Consider the following 16,563-nt stretch of genomic DNA (forward strand, 5'->3'; position numbering starts at 1 on the left):
TGAATGTAATAATGTTACCTTTTGTTAAATCAAATATCATCCAATGGCTGACAGAAATATAAGGTAAGAGGGTATTTTCTTAATACAAGCTGATATTTAATTGTTGCGGATTATCCCAAGATGGTCATAAAGAGCTGACGCGTCCCTTTAATTTTTTGTCATTCACTAGCAACCTAGTGGAAGCACTGGCTGATTGTACAAAAAGTCTTGGGTTAGATGAATTCTAGATTGCCTACCAGAGGAGAAGGTTTAACCTGTTTGTTCTTCAATTACTGGTTAGGGTAAAGTGTGACCATCCAGTCAGTTTTTTGGCGGTTTATCTTGCTAAGAAAGGAGGTAGTGATAAATGTGGCTAGTATGTCATTTCACCAAGCTATCATGCTTCAGTGATTAGATCCTAGATTGCCAACATAAGTGACACACGTTTACCCGCCAAAAATTCCAGCGGGCTCAAGTAATTTAGTACTTTCCTAGGTCGAGTATTGATTCGAAACACTGCGTCATCAATACGGCTTTTTGGTATCTTGCCAATTTCCACTCCTTTTGGGAAGAAGCGCCTCAAAAGGCCATTAGTGTTTTCGTTCAGCCCGCGTTCCCAAGAGTGGTAAGGTTTCGCAAAATATATTCTGCATCCTAGCTTCTGCGCAATCGATTGATGACCTGCAAATTCTCCTCCATTATCGAAGGTGATGGTTTTACAGATGGCCTGATATGGCTTCAACATCTGCTTGATCGCCCGGCTCACTGTTTTCTTGCTCTTATTTGGGACTCTGCGAGTGAGCAATAATTTGGAAACTCGTTCAACCAGTGTCACCAGATAGCCATCTTGACCATAAACTGTATCGCCTTCCCAGTGACCGATCTCAGTGTTTTCATCGACAATCGCAGGTCTTTGATCAATATCTATGCGCTCTGGAATAAGCTTTACGCCTGCCTCGGAACCTGCCCGTTTCTGATAAGGTTTGGCTTTCCTTGGCAGACGTGACCTCCAGTTAAGTCGACTGACCCAGCGGTAAATTGTTGAACAACTAACCGTTTTCGCACACCTCTCAAGCTGCATTCGCCCAGCGATTTGTTCAGGACTTGCATTTTTCAGCTGGTGGTCGATTTGTACCTGCATGGCAAAGTCGAGCTTGGTATGTTTAATAGCTCCGTGCCGTCGTTGCAGTGCCTGACGGTGGGCACTCTCGGCACAGTAAGGGCTGTAACGACCAAGCTCACGAGAGATAGTCTTATTGGATCTATTGAGGCGTAGTCCAATGGCTCGGGCTGAATAGTTCTGCCCATTAAGGACCTCAATCTGGTATCGTTCTTTCAAGGTCAGCTGGTTGGTACGGGTTCCCATGAGGTTCCTGGCTTGTTTGTGTGGAAGCTTACTAGCCTACAACCAGCTGGCCTCCTTCGCTATCGCCAAGTGTGTCGGTTATTGTGAGAATCTAGGGATAAGTTCCTTCGGTAACTGTAGCATTAAAAACCGTAAATCATCCCCACTTAAAAATCTCCTGGCCTAAGCGCTGATAACCCTTTCGTATGTTGAGGCTCTCCCGCCTCTTTGTCTCTCCCCCCATATGAGCTGTGAGCCCTCTTGTTGGCTGTGAAAAAATTGAGATAAAAATTTTTTATCAATAAAAAGCCTAGTTAAGCAAAAAAACTGTATTTCTGCCCCATCTACCAAAATCTAGAGGCTAAATTGTTCGATATTTGCCCAACTTTATCATTGGTGCAGGTTCCCCAACCTTCTCCTGCTGGACAAATATTAGTCAACAATAGTTCCAAAATTCATATTATTCATTTAAAGTCAGTTTAGACAGGTTGTCAATTATGTAATCAAAAGCCACAAAAGCACCTTAAGTATAAAAAGGTTCCACTATGATCAAGACCAAACTGAGCGTTGCCATTGCAGCACTGGGCACCATCGCCAGCTCTGGCGTTTTCGCCCAGGAATCTATTCCCGGACCAGAGGTTGAGGAAGTAGTTGTTACCGGTTCCCGCATTGCGCGTGACCCTCTATCCACTACTGGCCCAATCACTTTGGTTGACTCTGAAGCTATCCAGCGTTCCGGTGTGGGTACCATTGATGAGCTGCTTAACCAGCTTCCATCCATGGGTACTACCGGTATCAATGCCAACGACAACAATGGCGGTGCTGGTCTGTCATTTGTGGACCTGCGTAACCTAGGTTCTGCACGTACCTTGGTACTGGTTAATGGCCGTCGCTTTGTATCCTCCAGCTCTGGCGTAAGCTCTGCAGTGGATATGAACAATATCCCGGTAGATATGATCGACCGTATCGAAGTTCTGACCGATGGCGCCTCCGCCGTATATGGTTCTGACGCGGTAGCCGGCGTAATCAACGTGGTCATGAAAGATTCTTTCGATGGGGTTCGCATAAATGCCCGCGCTGGCGCGACCGAAGCTGGCGGCGGCGAGAATGGTGAGCTGTCCATTACCTTTGGTAAGGAATTCGATCGCGGCCAATTCATTGGTAACGTTACCCACAGTCAGCGTGACGAAATCACTTACAAAGACCGTGATTGGGCAGGACTGCAGAGCTCTATGTCCTCTACCGGTAATATCTTCACCAACTACGGAGCATTCAGTGTCGGTGAGGATGGAAAGACACTTGGGGATTATTCTAGCTATGACATTGGCCAGTATATGTGGCTGTCAGGCGCTATGGAACGTACCAGCCTCACCGGTAGCGGTACTTTCTCTATCAATGACTACATCGAGTTTTACGGTGAAGGTTCTTACACCCTAAAAACCACCAACCAACAACTGGCCGCTCAGCCAATGTATGCGGGTAATGGTTTTAATCTCACTGCCGACCATCTGTCCGATGAGGTTCAATCGCAACTGTCTGAAGCTTGGCAGGAAGCAGAAGATGCCTACCAGATAGAGCTCGCTGCATATAACGCCGCATTGGCAGAGTGGGAATCCCAAGGCAGCCCTAAAGACCTTGAACCTTCCAAGCCAGTAGCGACTCACGGAGACACATGGCAGGACGGTTTATCTGATGTCCGCCTGCGCCCAGTTTCAGGTGGCACCCGTGACTATGAGCAGAAGACCGAAACCTACCGTCTTCTCGGCGGTCTACGCGGTGACCTGGCGAATGGCTGGGGCTGGGATACCTTCCTGAGCTACGGCAAAAATGAAGGTGAAAACACCACTAACAATTCCTACAATAAAACCCTGCTCCAGCAAGTGCTTGATGGAAACAGCGGCATTGCTGAAGAGAACATTCAGTTCCTTGGTGGTATGAGCGATGAGGTCATCGACTACATCAGCTATACCGACCGCGAAGATAATGAGTATGAAATGCTCAACTTCGGTGCCAGCCTGACCGGCGACATTGAAGCCATTCAGTTCCAGGGCGGCGCATTGGGTTTTGCCTCAGGCATTGAGTACCGTAAAGAGTCTGGTGAGTTCACCCCAAGCGAAGAGACGCAAAGTGGTGCAACTTTCGGTAACCAGCAGGATGCCACTTCTGGCGATTTCGCTGTAACAGAGGTATTCGCAGAGTTTAACCTGCCAATCCTGGCAGGCCTTAAGTTCGCGGAAGAACTGTCCCTTGACGCGGCGATACGTTATTCGGATTACGACACCTTTGGCGGCCAAGCTACATATAAGCTCGGTGCTGTATATGCGCTAACAGAAAACCTGCGTTTCCGCGGCAGTGTTTCTACTGCATTCCGCGCTCCAGGTATCTACGAGCTGTACAGTGGTACTGCCCAGAGCTACAGCTATCTGATCGACCCATGTGATACCAGCAGCAACAATACTGCGGGGCAAGGTAGTAACTGTGATATGGTCAGCGCCGGCTTCAGCCAAGCTGGTTCCCAGGTACCCACCAATATTGGTGGTAACCAAGACCTGCAGCCGGAAAAATCCAAAAGCTACACTGCTGGCATCGTTTGGACTCCGAGCTTCACCGAAGATCTGTCCATCACCTTGGATTACTTCGATATCCGAATTAAGGACGCTATCACTTCTGCCGATACACAGAAGATTTTGGACGATTGTTACCGCGATGGTATCAGCTCAGCCTGTGAACTGGTTCGCCGTGGCGACAGCGAGCAGATTGAGTACCTGGAAGGTTCCCTGCAAAACATTGGCGAAATTAATACCAAAGGTCTCGACCTGGATATAGTGCAGAACTTCCACTACGACACCGGCAAACTGGCTCTGCGCGCTCAGGCAACCCACCTGCTGGAGTACGAGGAATTTAACTCTGAAACTGGCGAAACTTCTGACTATGTAGACTACATAGGAACAAGTAGCAGTGCCTATACCAAATGGCGCGGCCTGGCCAGCGCAACCTGGTATGCTGACAACTGGGACTTCGGTGCCGACGTACAGTACATCGGTGATGGTCACAGCCCTTATGTAAATGTCCCCTCCCACACCTACCTGAATTTGAAGGCGGGTTGGGATGTGAACGAATCCATGCGCTTAACCGCTGGTATCGACAATGTGACCGACCGTGACCCGTCTTACACTTCAACCTATGACGATGTAAACGGCACTTACGACTTCCAGGGCCGCTATGCCTGGGCTGGAGTTACTTATCAGTTTTAGAAGCTTTCATAAATTTGAATAATCCGGGGGCTATTCAGCCCCCCTTTTTTTTCTAAATTTTTTCTTCAGCGCAATGCACAATTAGCAGTTATTTCATGTGACTAAATGAAAAAAAGCACTATAAAAGGATAAGAGACTATGTCATCCAATTACAAACGGCTGTTATTTTCCTTTTATATTGAAGGCCTCTCAATTTTCTAGCGACGGGAATACCTTCTGAACTTTCTAGCATCCTGCGTTGAGGCTCTTTTTTCTATTCTTCCTGTGCGGACAGATAAGGTCAACTCCCCAACTCAACAGGCTGTCTCGAAGGGGGGCTGAATCCTTAGCCCTGTCATATATTGAGCAATGAATCTTTGTGCTTTTATACAGTATATCAAGTAATTTTTGTAAGGAATTTATGGAAAGGCTGACGTAATGGAGTATCCTCGTGATCGGCTGCCATCGCCCACTTTGAGCCCCTATCTGGTTTGGGTTTCCCAATTTTATCCCCCTTTTGTTTACTGGTAAAAATCTGTCATTAAATAAGATCTCCTTCTGATCAAGAAAGGGTTGTTGGTCTAGTTACTCCAGAAAATTTATTTACGATCGCAGCCAAACTACGTTTTCCTCCCCCAGTTGAAGCATTTTTCAGCAAGTACTAAGTGATGGATAGTGAGAAGAAATATATTTCGGTCGTGTTCCAGAGCAGAAAACCCTTAAGGCGCCTTTAAAACATGCTCTATTATTGCTGGCCTTTTGGCCTCCTACTCCTCGTTTGGGACCGGAAATGCAAGGATCGATCAAAGCCCATTGATCCATGATTAATTTAGATTTGAATTGGCTCATAACTGCTGGTTTTTTTATGTGCAGCTGTGTGCGAGAGTGGCCGATTTCAAATTGTGGAGCAGCTCTAACAGTTCTGTAATTACTTCTGGGAGTGAGCGGCTTTTATAGGGTTGTAAATATGGTGCCGTTAGTTCTCGTTATTTAGGTAGTATTTCATCTGTGTTTCTCTTGGTTAGTAGAGAATCTGACACTATCAGTTGAGCCCTTCATTACCAATTGTACTTATTATCCGAAATCAAATAATATTAATTTTTGGTGGTTTCTTTTTAATAAGCTGTGTAATTTTAGAAGCTGTATTTCATTACATATAGGTTGCTACGACCCTCCCATATTTGTGTTGTCATTAACTTTCTTGCTTGAATTGCAATGATGATTTTTCGCTCCTAAACAAGTAGTAAGCACCATTTGGGTTTTTAGTGAAGGTTGAGGAGTAAATATATTAAGGTGATATCTGGGGTTGGATGGATACACATATACTTGTGGCTGATTTACTAAAGAACTTTACAGTCTAAGTGAAAAACTACTGTACCAATACCTTCCAGTCAGATCGTAAGAACGATAGTCATAATTATTCTCTGCTGCTGTTATAGCGAGAGGAGGGGGGATGTTAAGCAGGTTGTTGACCCCAATTGCGAGTCGAAACCTACCTGAAGGGTTGAAAGAGAGTTGTGCATCGTGGCTAAACCAACTGTTTATATCGTGAGTCACGATTTTATCGTTGTGAGCGAAGGTTTCTTCTGTGCCGCCGACAAAGTGTACGGTATAGCCGGCCTTCCACTGGTTGTTACTCCAATAAATACCCGCATTGGCTTTAAACTCTGGCAGTGAGCCTGCGCCGCCGGTTGTGGTATCTACAAAAGTGCCTGCCAACTCTTCTTCAGGTAGTCCGGGGGCTCCTTGGTTTAGGTAGTTCAACATATGGCTTAAGTTCATTGCCAAGTTGAGCTGCCCAAAATCATCCATGGGTAGCTCATAACGGAGCGAGATATCATAGCCGCGGATAGTTCTGCGGCCTTTATTGATTCTTGTGGCGAGAATCTTAGTGATTTCACCGCGCTCATCTCTGAGTACTCTGTCACTGAATAGCCCGGCATAGGCATTCTGTTCAACCAGGAACTGTGGGTTACTGCCAATAACATCTTCCTGCTGGATGTTAAAAATTTCGAGTGCAGCGCTTAACCCCTCTATTTGTTCCGGCGTCCAGGCTAGGCCGGCGGTAAGGGTTTTTGAGGTTTCAGGCGTGAGGTTGGGGTTGCCCCCAAACTCGGTAAGATATTGGATTCGCGCATTATCGGTTTGGGAGGAGCAGCCAGTAAGGCTGGCTGAGCTGTTACTTGTACAGGGGTCAAAGATAAACACCTGACTTTGGTAGCCCTGTTGGTACATGTCGGTAAGGGTGGGGGCCCTGAAGCCGCTGGCGTAGCTAATCCTTAGATTTATGTCATCTAAAATCTGCCAGCGGATAGCGAGCTTGGGGTTGTAAGTATTGCCAAAGTCACTATAGCTGGATAAGCGGATTGCTCCGTCTAGCCAGAGTTTTTCTTCCTGGATTGGGATTGAGACTTCCGCAAAGGTTTCTTTAATAGTACGTGAGCCTTGGGTTGCGCCTGGGGCGTGCCCTCCAATATAGGAAAGGCCGTCCAGGTCATTAGAGTCGCTGGTCAGGGCCTCATGCCTAAGCTCAAATCCTATCGCGGCTAAAATTTCTCCGGATCGGTTTTCCCCTAGGGTTCCGTCTGAGATAAAGGTGAGGGATTCCATTCGCGTGCGACTGTTAGTTCTGCTTACCCCTCGAATAAATTCCAGCTGTTCTTGATCAATACTGCCGCTGGGGCCGAGCAGGCTTATAGGAATACAGCCATTGCTAGTATTACAGCTAGCAGGTCCCTTCAGGCCCTGGGAGAGTGCTAGAGGGTTTATAAGATTGCTGAGCTTTTCAGATTTTTCTGTTCTCTGAAGAGAGGTGTTAAGTTCCCAGTGCCAAAGGTTGCGAACTCCTTTGATTCCTGCGTTAAGCCTCCAGGAAGTGGTGCGATTTTCTTGGATGCGTGGGCCCAGTTCCGTAACGCGCCTCCTAACATCTGTAATTGTTTGGTTGAAAGGATTGTAAATATTGTCTGCCGCTATTGTCAGATCACCGTTATCGAAACGAGTGAAGACTGGGGAGGGCGCCTTGGTCGATTCTCCAGAGGCGTGTAGGCCCATCACTTCCGTATATATCAGGGTGTTATCTGAGAGGTCGAAGTCGGCAGATAGGTACGCGGAGTTACTTTGGAGTGGGGTGACGGCGGAGGTATAGTCGTTGTAATCGTAGCGGTCTTCCAGGGACCAGTCCCGATAATCCCTGGGGGTTGTAGCTGTTAAAGTTGTGCTGCTATCAAGGGCGATAAACCCCTCGGGAATGGCTGACGAACGCTTATCTGTGCCGCCAAAATTACGGCTGTCAGCGGACTCTGACAAACTGCGGTCGCGGCTCATTATTGAGCCTTGCTTGTATTGCGCAAGGCTGAGCATTACATGGCTGCGTTCACCATGTCTTCCCCAGGTTAAATTGTGTGATTCAGTCTCACGATCACCGGCTTCTGACTGCCCGTAGTAGCTATCTATCGATAAGCCTTCGAAGTCCTTGCGAAGGATGATGTTGATAACTCCAGCAATAGCATCCGAACCATAAACCGCAGAAGCGCCATCTTTTAAGATCTCTACGCGCTCGACCAGGGAGAGGGGAATCGTGTTGAGGTCGGTGGCCTCTCCATTATATCCATCGCCAATAATGCGGCGGCCATTAATTAACACCAGGGTATTACTGGCGGGGAGATAGCGAAGAGAAACTATGGCTGTTCCGTCATCCTCCTGGCTTACCGAAGTGCTGGTGGAGTTTCCGGATACTGCCGGCAGAAATTTGAGCATATCGGCGACAGTTTGCGCTCCAGTGAGTTCAAGTTGCTCTCTGCTGATTCTGTCGATGGGGGCGTAGCCATCTAGCTGGTAATGTCGCAAATGACTGCCGGTGAGGCTTTGCCCGGTAACCGTGATCTCTTCAGGAGGCGAGCTGAATTGTTGTTCAGCTTTAGGAGTTGAGTTCTTATCCGGGATAACCGCATAAGAGGTTGGGCCTATACGATGATAAGAGAATGGGAGGTCTTTTAATAATTGCTCAATCGTTGCTTCAAACTGACCCTGCTCGGTGTTTAGTGTCTGCTTGGGTAGTTTAAATAAGGAAGCTGAGGAGGTTTGTACCAAAATAGAGATTTGGCAGTGTCTTCCCAGGAAGATAAGGGCCTCAGGCAGAGAGCTTGCGGGAAGTTCGATGCTGGGCTTTGGGCACAGTGCGCTAGCTGCGCTATTTGCCGATAGCAGAAGTGCTAAAAAGGTTGTAACCCAGTGCCTTGCCGTCAAGAGGTTGCCCATTTTTATTGCGTTCAGAGCACAAAATTTCGCTGAACGGTTGTATCTATTGTTTTTGCGGGCGGGGAAGTGGTTATTTGCTCAATAATCGACCGCCATTTGGGACGGTTATAACCTAGTTGTGCTTGGGAGACAAGATAGTCAGGTTGTTATTGCTGTGATCTTGCTGAAGATCTAAGGCAGTGGTAATGGCTTCTAGTGTGTTATCTGGGTCGGATACGGCAAATGTGCCGGACACTAAACGGCTCTCAACTTGTGGGGCAGCGACGACCGGAACGGCTAGATAGCGGTTGAGCTCTTGCAGGGCTTCTTTAAGGGGGGTTTTCTCAAATACTAGGATGCCTCGGGTCCAGTCTGTTGCCTGTTCTGGTGAGGTGTGCTGGATTTGGGTGAGGCCCAGGGTAGATACGCTGACCTTTTGGTTTTTGACGAGGGTGACGGACTCGGGTGTTAGGCCGGGTGTTTTTTCCGCTTCACTGACGGAGACCTTGCCTTCTGTCACCGATACCCGGGTATTCTCCGGGTTCAGCTCCACATTAAATTCGGTTCCCAAGACGCGAATATTTGCACTGCCGGCGGCCACTGTAAATGGACGAGCAGTCTGGCGGGCCACGTCAAAAAAGGCCTCTCCACGAAGAAGCTGTGTCTGCCTCTCTTTGCGGCTAAAGTTCACGCGGAGTTCACTATTGGAGTTCAGTTTTATTTCAGACCCATCTGCAAGGCTAACAGTGCGAATCTCGCCTAACTGCGTTGTATATATTTGTTGGTCAATTTTGCCGTTGCCTAACCATTGCAGGCCTATCCAGACGGCGAGAAAAGCGCCGCAGCTAGCGAGCCCACCGCCAATAAGCCATTGTGGCAGGCCCCAATTAGCACTCATAGCACTCTGTGCTTTTCTCGATTTCCGCGCTTCTCTCGATTTCTGCGTTTCTCGACTATTTTGGGGTGGGGAACTCGGTACACTCTCGGGGAAGAGCTGATCGACTGGCATATGGGCGAGAGCACCCAGGTCGCCCCAGAGTTCTACCACCTCATCGAAAGCTTGGCGATGGGCTTCCGTGGCTGCCAGCCAAGTTGCGAATTCGCGCTTTTCCGCGTTACTCATAGCCTCTGAGCGTAAACGGGCAACCCAAGCACAGGCCTGGTCCAGGCACTCATCGCTTGTGTGATGTTGGGGGTTGCTGTTCATACTTGCTCTAGTAGTTAGGAGTTAAATAGTGCTTTAAGAGTGGGACTCTCGTCTCAAAATTTAAGGTATCTTACTCAAATTTGACCGACTTATACGATACTGGCGAGTGTAAAGGGCTTCCTACGAAATAATTGCAATACCAGGGCTCTCTTTGGCAGCAAATAATTCTGAAAGTGCCTCGCTTTACAGGTTTGGCCGGATCTTTAAGTTCGCTCTTGCACACTGAGACGGCTGAGGAGGAGCCCCCCTCAACAAAAAATGATGGGCTTATGGAGTGGCATTATGAGCTCTAGGAGCTGGGGTCTACTTTGCGCCTGCAGGCTTTTAGGGCCTGTAGAATATATTTCTCAACGCTGCTTACTGAGATATTCATTTCATGGGCAATCTCGCTGTAAGAGAGTCCACGCGTTCTGTGTAGTAGGAAAGCCTGTCGACACTTCAGTGGCAATTTGTCCATTGCCTCGTAGATGGACTGCAGTTGTTGGCGTGCAGCCAGCACCCGCTCTGGAGATTGGTGGTCGGCGTGATCATCGCTATGAGACTCGCCCTCCAGCGAGGCTTGCTGGTTGAGGTACTCCATATGCAACTTGCCCCGGCGCAATTGATCTACCGCGAGGTTGTTGGCGATTTGGTAGAGATAGGCGCGGGGATTCTCCAGCTCCTTTTCATCGCTGAGCTTTTGCAGGCGCAGGTAGGCGTGTTGGGCAATATCCTCGGCATCGTCTGGACTTTTGACAATGCGTGCGACAAAGCGCACCAAGGCTTGGCCGTGCTCGGCAAACAGCCTCTCCAGAAGCGTCTTCCTGGCTTTATTCATTGCGTATTGCGTTCCCCGTCCCAGGCTCGCTTTATCATTGTGAATTGTTTGTTCTTAGTGCGAGCTGGCGCAGTTATATCACAAGGATGGCTTGGGCTTCGAGTGGCGCGAAACGATCTCTTGGGGTGATAGCTTTCTATCCGCTATGCCTCGTCGCCTATGCCGGTATAATGGCGCCCGCGCCAAGAGCGCGTGAGATATAAGTTGGCAGAGGTGTGTCGAGCACCGGAGACTGGATGAGCTATCAAGTACTGGCACGTAAATGGCGCCCGCGTCTTTTTAAAGAGATGGTGGGGCAGGAGCACGTGCTTCAGGCACTGATCAATGCCTTGGATAACGGCCGGCTGCACCACGCCTACCTGTTTGCCGGCACTCGGGGAGTGGGGAAGACCACAATTGCCCGAATTCTGGCCAAATGCCTGAACTGCGAGGAGGGTGTCAGCTCTGAGCCCTGCGGGCAGTGCAATGCCTGCAATGAGATAGCCGATGGCCGTTTTGTCGACCTGATCGAGGTGGATGCGGCATCCCGTACCAAGGTGGAGGATACCCGCGAATTGCTGGAGAACGTCCAGTATGCTCCGACCAGAGGGCGCTACAAAGTCTATCTGATCGACGAAGTGCATATGCTCTCCAACAGCTCCTTCAACGCTCTGCTGAAGACTCTGGAAGAGCCGCCTCCCCATGTGAAATTCCTGCTGGCTACCACAGACCCGCAAAAGCTGCCGGTAACCGTGCTGTCCCGCTGTCTGCAGTTCAAGCTCAAGAATATGAGCCCCGAGCGGATTGTCGAGCATCTGCGCTTTGTACTGGGTGAGGAACAGGTGCCATTTGAAGAGGAGGCGCTCTGGCAGCTGGGCCGTGCGGCCGATGGCAGTATGCGCGATGGTATGAGCCTCACTGACCAGGCTATCGCTTTTGGCGGTGGCAAAATCAGCGAGGCCGAAGTGCGTGGCATGCTCGGCAGCATTGATACCGGCTTGGTGTGGAAGCTACTAAAGGCCCTGGCAGATGAAGATGCGGCGGGGCTGTTTGCCGCTGTCGCTGAGCTGTCCCAACAGGCCCCGGACTTTGGTGCCACCCTGGCGGAGCTCTCCGATAATCTGCACCGTCTGGCGGTCGCCCAAATTTTACCCCAGTCGGTGGATAACGCCCTGGGCGATGCCGAGCGACTGCGGGAACTTGCCGGTCGAATAGCCCCGGAGAATATACAGCTCTACTATCAAATGGCCCTGCATGCCCGCCGCGACCTCCCCCTGGCCCCAGATCCGCGCAGTGGCTTTGAGATGGCGCTACTGCGTATGCTGGCTTTCCGTCCGCAGGGCGTAGCGACAATTCCAAGGGCCGAATTGCCTGAAACGGCTGCTAGTGCGGAAGCTCAGACAGCTCCTAGAGAGCAGGCGCCGCAAGCGCCTATCGAACAGGAGAATATTAGCGAAAAAAAGTCTGAAACTGTGTCTCAGCACTCCGAGAGTGCTGTGGCTGTGAAGACACCAGAGTCTCAGGCTGAAGAGGTTGCGGTCGAGCCATATGAAAGCCCCGTTCAGAGTCCAGGATTGGACAGCGGGTATACGCCGCCTACATCTGAAGAGCTTGAGCCCCAGCAGTCTCAATACCATGCGGAGCAGGCCAGCGAGATTGCGATGGATACCCAGACGGCAATAGCTGAGCGGCCGCTAGAGGCTCCCAGTGCTCAGCCCTCAAGCTCGCGAGAGGGGGTACTGGCTGAACTTCGCCAGCGCGTTGCGGAAGTGGAAGCCTCTCCCCCTGCGATAGAAAATCCGGCCCCTACGAGAACAGAAGCGGTTGCTAAGGTTGCTGAAACATCGCCGGCACGCCTTGATGCACTTACACCAGGCAGTTGGCCGGCACTCTATAAGCAGCTGGGCGTCAGCGGCATATTGCACTCGATCGCGCAGCATCTGGAGCTAGTGGGGCGCCAGGACAATATACTTTCCTTTACCCTGGACGAATCTTTTAGCAGTCTCTATGACGAGGTGCATCAGCGGCGTCTGGGGGATTTGCTGGGAGACTTTTTCCAGCAGCCAGTTATTGCACAGATTCAGGTGGGGCAGGTACAGGGCAGTACGCCGGCGCGTTTGGCTGCGGCGACTCGCGATGCGCGCCTAGCAGCAGCTCGGGATGCCCTTACCTCAGACCCTCTGGTTCAGGAGCTTCAGTCCGAGTTGGGGGCTGAGTTAGTGTCAGATACCGTCGAGTCCCTGGCGAAGGCGGATTGATAGAAATTTCGATTGCTCGGTGTCTAACCGGGCTCACACATAATAGAGATAGAGGTTACCTATGAAAGGTTTGGGCGATCTGATGCAACAGGCCCAGAAAATGCAGGCCGACATGCAGGAAAAAATGCAGAAGGTACAGCAGGAGTTAAATGAGCTACGCGTGTGCGGTGAATCCGGCGCGGGTATGGTCAAGGTCACCATGAATGGCCGGCACGACGTTATCTCTGTGGAAATCGACCCTTCATTGCTTTCCGAAGACAAAGAGATGCTGGAAGATCTTTTGGCAGCGGCGGTGAATGATGCTGTGCGCCGAGCTGAGGAAAAGGCCCAGGAGTTACAAAAGCAGCAGGTGGGTAACCTCGCTTCCGGCATGAATCTGCCGGAAGGCTTCAAGTTTCCATTTTAAGGGGCAGAGCCCGGTTGTTTAGCCTTATATGTTTAGTCCCCTAATCGAAGAGTTGATTCGCGCGCTGCGCTGCCTGCCCAGTGTGGGCCCTAAATCGGCACAGCGCATGGCGATGTATCTGCTGGAAAAGGATCGCGACGCTGCAGAGCTACTGGCGCGCAGTTTGGCCCAGGCGGTGGAGAAAGTTGGCCGCTGTCAGCAGTGCCGTACGCTGACCGAAGAAGCCGTGTGCACCCTGTGCAACAACAGTCGCCGCGAACAAACCTCTCTCTGTGTCGTCGAAACTCCGGCTGATGTATTGGCGATTGAGCAGGCCGGTAACTACCATGGCCGCTACTTTGTGTTGCATGGTCACCTGTCCCCGATCGATGGTATCGGCCCTGCGGATCTTGGTATGGATCTGCTGGAGCGCAGATTGGCCAGTGAGTCGTTACAGGAGTTGATCGTCGCCACCAATCCCACAGTAGAGGGGGAGGCGACAGCCCAGTATATCGCCGAGCGCGCCAAAGCGCAGGGAGTGACTGTCAGTCGTATCGCCCATGGCGTTCCCATCGGTGGTGAGCTGGAATATATCGACGGCGGTACCCTGGCACACGCCTTTAATAGCCGCACCGCCTTCTTCCCCCCAGCAGAGTAATCCCGATGGTTGAAATAGATACCACTCCGCGCTGGGTGGACTCCTGCGAGCAGTTGGCGGCTTTGTGCGCGCAGTGGCGACAGCAGCGTGCGGTGGCACTGGATACCGAGTTTATGCGCAGTCGCACCTTTTATCCTCAGCCCGCCCTGGTGCAGGTTGGGGATGGTCGGCACTGCTACCTCATCGATAATCTCGCCATTGAAGACCTGCAGCCGTTGCGTGATCTGCTGCTGGATACAGCTGTTACAAAAATTATGCACAGCTGCAGCGAGGATTTGGAAACTCTGGAGCGTCTGCTGGGGGTGATCCCCGAGCCCATTTTTGATACTCAGATCGCCGCGGCGATTAGTGGTATGGGGGCGGGCCTCGGTTACGCCGCCACCGTGCGCGAACTGTTAAATATTGAACTGCCGAAGAGCGAGACCCGCTCCGATTGGTTGCAGCGCCCTCTCAGTGATGCGCAGAAAACTTATGCCGCACTCGATGTGGCCTGGCTGCCAGTTCTCTATGGTGCCTTGCTGAAGCGCCTGCAGGAGCAGGGGCGGGAGTCTTGGTTGGTCGAGGATTGCGCAACGCTGGTAGAGACTGCGCGAAGCCCACAATCCCCTGAACTTTATTACCAGAAAGTGAAGGGGGCCTGGCGTCTGCGTGGCAAACAGCTGGCTGTGTTACAGGACCTCTGCACCTGGCGGGAGTGTGAGGCGCGAGCCCGAAATATGCCGCGCAACCACCTGCTCAAGGAAAATCTCTGTATGACTCTGGCCCAACAGCTGCCGCGGCATAAAGGTGCCTTGAGCCAAGTCGGCCTCGAGGGGCGCGCACTGCGAGAGCATGGCGATACGCTGTTGCAGTTAATTGCCCAGGCCCTGGAGCGCAGCGACTTGCCGACGCGTTTGCCGCAACCGCTCAACCGGCAACAGGGGGAGCTGTTGAAGTCACTGCGTAAGGAAGTTGCCAGTATTGCGGAGTGCGAAAAGCTGCCTGCAGAAATCCTGATCCGCAAAAAAGAGTTGGAAGCCCTGGTTCTTGCCCCTGATCCCCAATTGCAGGGGCGTCTCTGTGGTTGGCGCGCCGATGTGGTGGGCCGTCCCCTGCTTAAAGTTCTGCGACATCTGCGCAAAGAGGAAATGAAGTGAAAGTTCTGTGTGATATTTATCGCAGCCCTAATAAAGAAGAAATGTATTTGTACGTCGATAAGCGTGAGGGGACTGCGCGGGTGCCTAAGAATCTATTGGAATTGTTCGGCAGCCCTCAGCATGTCACCACTATGCTGATGACTCCAGAGCGCAAGTTGGCGCGTGCAAATGCCGACAAGGTCCTGCAAGAGATGCGTGTGCAGGGTTACTATTTGCAGATGCCACCGATAGCCGATTCTGAAATGCGCGAGATCGCAATAAAGAACAGCAAACTGCAACGCTGAGTCAGATTTATGGCACAACTGCCTTTTTGGCGGCGTAAAACACTGGAGCAGATGACCGAATCCGAATGGGAGGCACTCTGCGATGGCTGTGGACGCTGCTGCCTGCACAGCCTGGAAGATGAGGAGACCGGTGAATTCTACAGCACCAATGTCGCCTGCCGTCTGCTGGATACAGATTCCTGTCGCTGTAGTCAGTACCAGCGGCGCAAGGAATTGGTGCCCGGATGTGTTCAGTTGCGGGTGCAGGATATAGGCCAATACACCTGGCTGCCGACTACCTGTGCCTATCGTCGCCTGGCTGAGGGGCAGCCACTACCCGAGTGGCATCCGCTTGTCAGCGGCGATAGGCAGTCTGTACATAAAGCGGGTATGTCTGTACGTGGCAGTGTTATCAGCGAGGAGCTGGTTCACCCGGATGATATGGAAGAACATATCGTCACTTGGGTGGAGGCCGGTTAAGCCGCCGAGGCTTTGCCATTGCTTCCTGCCCCGGGCGGGAAATATAGAGTAAATAAAAAATGTCTGAAGATTTTCAAATTGCCTGGTTTGTTTATGCCGGTTCGACCCTGGTGTTGCTGGCTGCTGGTTGGTGGTTTATGCGCAACTGGCGCTGGAGTTGGTTGCGCCGGGCCTTTTTGCTGGTATTGGCTGCGGTATTCCTGGTGCCGGTAAAAATACCGGTGGCCGAATCAGTAGCTATGCCTGTATTACCTCTGTATCTCTACCAACTATTATTTGAAGAAAATGGAGCAGCGCCGGAAGTGACCGCAAACCTGGTGTTTGCCGCGGGCGGTGCTTTGGCGGTAATGGTCGTGTGGGGGCTGGTTTCACTGCTATTTAAGTTTCGTCGCGAGCGCCGCCGTCGTTTCGATGAAGACCCATACTTCAACGAACAGTAATGGGATTTTGCATCCAATCCTCTCTAGAATCCTGGGCCTGTCGCCACTAGGCCCACGCCCTTTATTCACCTGGTTATCAAAGGCGTTACTTCCTTTCTCTAGCATCTCTATTGACGGTGACAGCTGCTATATCTATTAAGCTGC

The 16,563-nt window shown here is 51.0% G+C and carries 12 protein-coding genes; 8 read left to right on the forward strand and 4 right to left on the reverse strand.

Features of this window, described 5'->3' with window-relative positions; all coding sequences use genetic code 11:
• Window positions 1-397 precede the first annotated feature (397 nt).
• Window positions 398-1,345, reverse strand: a complete 948-nt coding sequence (locus FIU95_RS03885) for an IS30 family transposase (protein ID WP_152450975.1) — start codon at window positions 1,343-1,345, stop codon at window positions 398-400.
• 524 nt (window positions 1,346-1,869) lie between these two features.
• Here FIU95_RS03885 and FIU95_RS03890 point away from each other — a divergent pair.
• A complete protein-coding gene (locus FIU95_RS03890) occupies window positions 1,870-4,578 on the forward strand; it encodes a TonB-dependent siderophore receptor (RefSeq protein ID WP_152451673.1) in 2,709 nt (902 codons plus the stop codon).
• Window positions 4,579-5,907: 1,329 nt separating this feature from the next.
• Here the strand turns inward: FIU95_RS03890 and FIU95_RS03900 are convergent.
• The 3 genes from FIU95_RS03900 to FIU95_RS03910 all read right to left on the reverse strand — a co-directional run bounded on the left by FIU95_RS03900 (window position 5,908) and on the right by FIU95_RS03910 (window position 10,820).
• The gene (locus FIU95_RS03900) at window positions 5,908-8,817 is read right to left on the reverse strand and encodes a TonB-dependent receptor (protein WP_152451677.1); all 2,910 of its coding nucleotides are present in this window, start codon (window positions 8,815-8,817) and stop codon (window positions 5,908-5,910) included.
• Between the two features lie 112 nt (window positions 8,818-8,929).
• On the reverse strand, window positions 8,930-10,003 hold the full coding sequence (locus FIU95_RS03905; protein WP_152451679.1) for a FecR family protein: 1,074 nt from the start codon (window positions 10,001-10,003) through the stop codon (window positions 8,930-8,932).
• A 289-nt stretch (window positions 10,004-10,292) separates the two neighbouring features.
• Window positions 10,293-10,820 carry an RNA polymerase sigma factor gene (locus tag FIU95_RS03910; protein WP_152451681.1) on the reverse strand — a complete coding sequence of 176 codons (528 nt, stop codon included), beginning with the start codon at window positions 10,818-10,820 and terminating at the stop codon, window positions 10,293-10,295.
• Between the two features lie 236 nt (window positions 10,821-11,056).
• Here FIU95_RS03910 and dnaX point away from each other — a divergent pair, with 236 nt between their 5' ends.
• The 7 genes from dnaX to FIU95_RS03945 all read left to right on the forward strand — a co-directional run bounded on the left by dnaX (window position 11,057) and on the right by FIU95_RS03945 (window position 16,419).
• A complete protein-coding gene (dnaX, locus tag FIU95_RS03915) occupies window positions 11,057-13,057 on the forward strand; it encodes a DNA polymerase III subunit gamma/tau (protein ID WP_152451683.1) in 2,001 nt (666 codons plus the stop codon).
• Between the two features lie 61 nt (window positions 13,058-13,118).
• On the forward strand, window positions 13,119-13,463 hold the full coding sequence (locus FIU95_RS03920; protein ID WP_152451685.1) for a YbaB/EbfC family nucleoid-associated protein: 345 nt from the start codon (window positions 13,119-13,121) through the stop codon (window positions 13,461-13,463).
• Between the two features lie 28 nt (window positions 13,464-13,491).
• The gene (gene recR / locus FIU95_RS03925) at window positions 13,492-14,100 is read left to right on the forward strand and encodes a recombination mediator RecR (RefSeq protein WP_152451687.1); all 609 of its coding nucleotides are present in this window, start codon (window positions 13,492-13,494) and stop codon (window positions 14,098-14,100) included.
• A 5-nt stretch (window positions 14,101-14,105) separates the two neighbouring features.
• Window positions 14,106-15,236, forward strand: a complete 1,131-nt coding sequence (gene rnd, locus FIU95_RS03930) for a ribonuclease D (RefSeq protein ID WP_152451689.1) — start codon at window positions 14,106-14,108, stop codon at window positions 15,234-15,236.
• Window positions 15,233-15,520, forward strand: a complete 288-nt coding sequence (locus FIU95_RS03935) for a YcgL domain-containing protein (RefSeq protein ID WP_152451691.1) — start codon at window positions 15,233-15,235, stop codon at window positions 15,518-15,520. Before rnd ends, FIU95_RS03935 begins: the two co-directional genes overlap by 4 nt.
• Window positions 15,521-15,529: 9 nt before the next feature.
• On the forward strand, window positions 15,530-15,979 hold the full coding sequence (locus FIU95_RS03940; protein ID WP_152451693.1) for a YcgN family cysteine cluster protein: 450 nt from the start codon (window positions 15,530-15,532) through the stop codon (window positions 15,977-15,979).
• A 59-nt stretch (window positions 15,980-16,038) separates the two neighbouring features.
• A complete protein-coding gene (locus FIU95_RS03945) occupies window positions 16,039-16,419 on the forward strand; it encodes a hypothetical protein (RefSeq protein WP_152451695.1) in 381 nt (126 codons plus the stop codon).
• Window positions 16,420-16,563 lie beyond the last annotated feature (144 nt).

Source organism: Microbulbifer sp. THAF38 (assembly GCF_009363535.1).
GTDB lineage: Bacteria > Pseudomonadota > Gammaproteobacteria > Pseudomonadales > Cellvibrionaceae > Microbulbifer.

What these genes read in the sequence shown, in the direction of transcription:
- FIU95_RS03905 (WP_152451679.1), bottom strand. Translation starts at nt 10,003, where the DNA reads ATGAACAGCAACCCCCAACATCACACAAGCGATGAGTGCCTGGACCAG.
- dnaX (WP_152451683.1), top strand. Translation starts at nt 11,057, where the DNA reads ATGAGCTATCAAGTACTGGCACGTAAATGGCGCCCGCGTCTTTTTAAA.
- FIU95_RS03945 (WP_152451695.1), top strand. Translation starts at nt 16,039, where the DNA reads ATGTCTGAAGATTTTCAAATTGCCTGGTTTGTTTATGCCGGTTCGACC.
- recR (WP_152451687.1), top strand. Translation starts at nt 13,492, where the DNA reads ATGTTTAGTCCCCTAATCGAAGAGTTGATTCGCGCGCTGCGCTGCCTG.
- FIU95_RS03885 (WP_152450975.1), bottom strand. Translation starts at nt 1,345, where the DNA reads ATGGGAACCCGTACCAACCAGCTGACCTTGAAAGAACGATACCAGATT.
- FIU95_RS03920 (WP_152451685.1), top strand. Translation starts at nt 13,119, where the DNA reads ATGAAAGGTTTGGGCGATCTGATGCAACAGGCCCAGAAAATGCAGGCC.
- FIU95_RS03900 (WP_152451677.1), bottom strand. Translation starts at nt 8,817, where the DNA reads ATGGGCAACCTCTTGACGGCAAGGCACTGGGTTACAACCTTTTTAGCA.
- rnd (WP_152451689.1), top strand. Translation starts at nt 14,106, where the DNA reads ATGGTTGAAATAGATACCACTCCGCGCTGGGTGGACTCCTGCGAGCAG.
- FIU95_RS03940 (WP_152451693.1), top strand. Translation starts at nt 15,530, where the DNA reads ATGGCACAACTGCCTTTTTGGCGGCGTAAAACACTGGAGCAGATGACC.
- FIU95_RS03890 (WP_152451673.1), top strand. Translation starts at nt 1,870, where the DNA reads ATGATCAAGACCAAACTGAGCGTTGCCATTGCAGCACTGGGCACCATC.
- FIU95_RS03910 (WP_152451681.1), bottom strand. Translation starts at nt 10,820, where the DNA reads ATGAATAAAGCCAGGAAGACGCTTCTGGAGAGGCTGTTTGCCGAGCAC.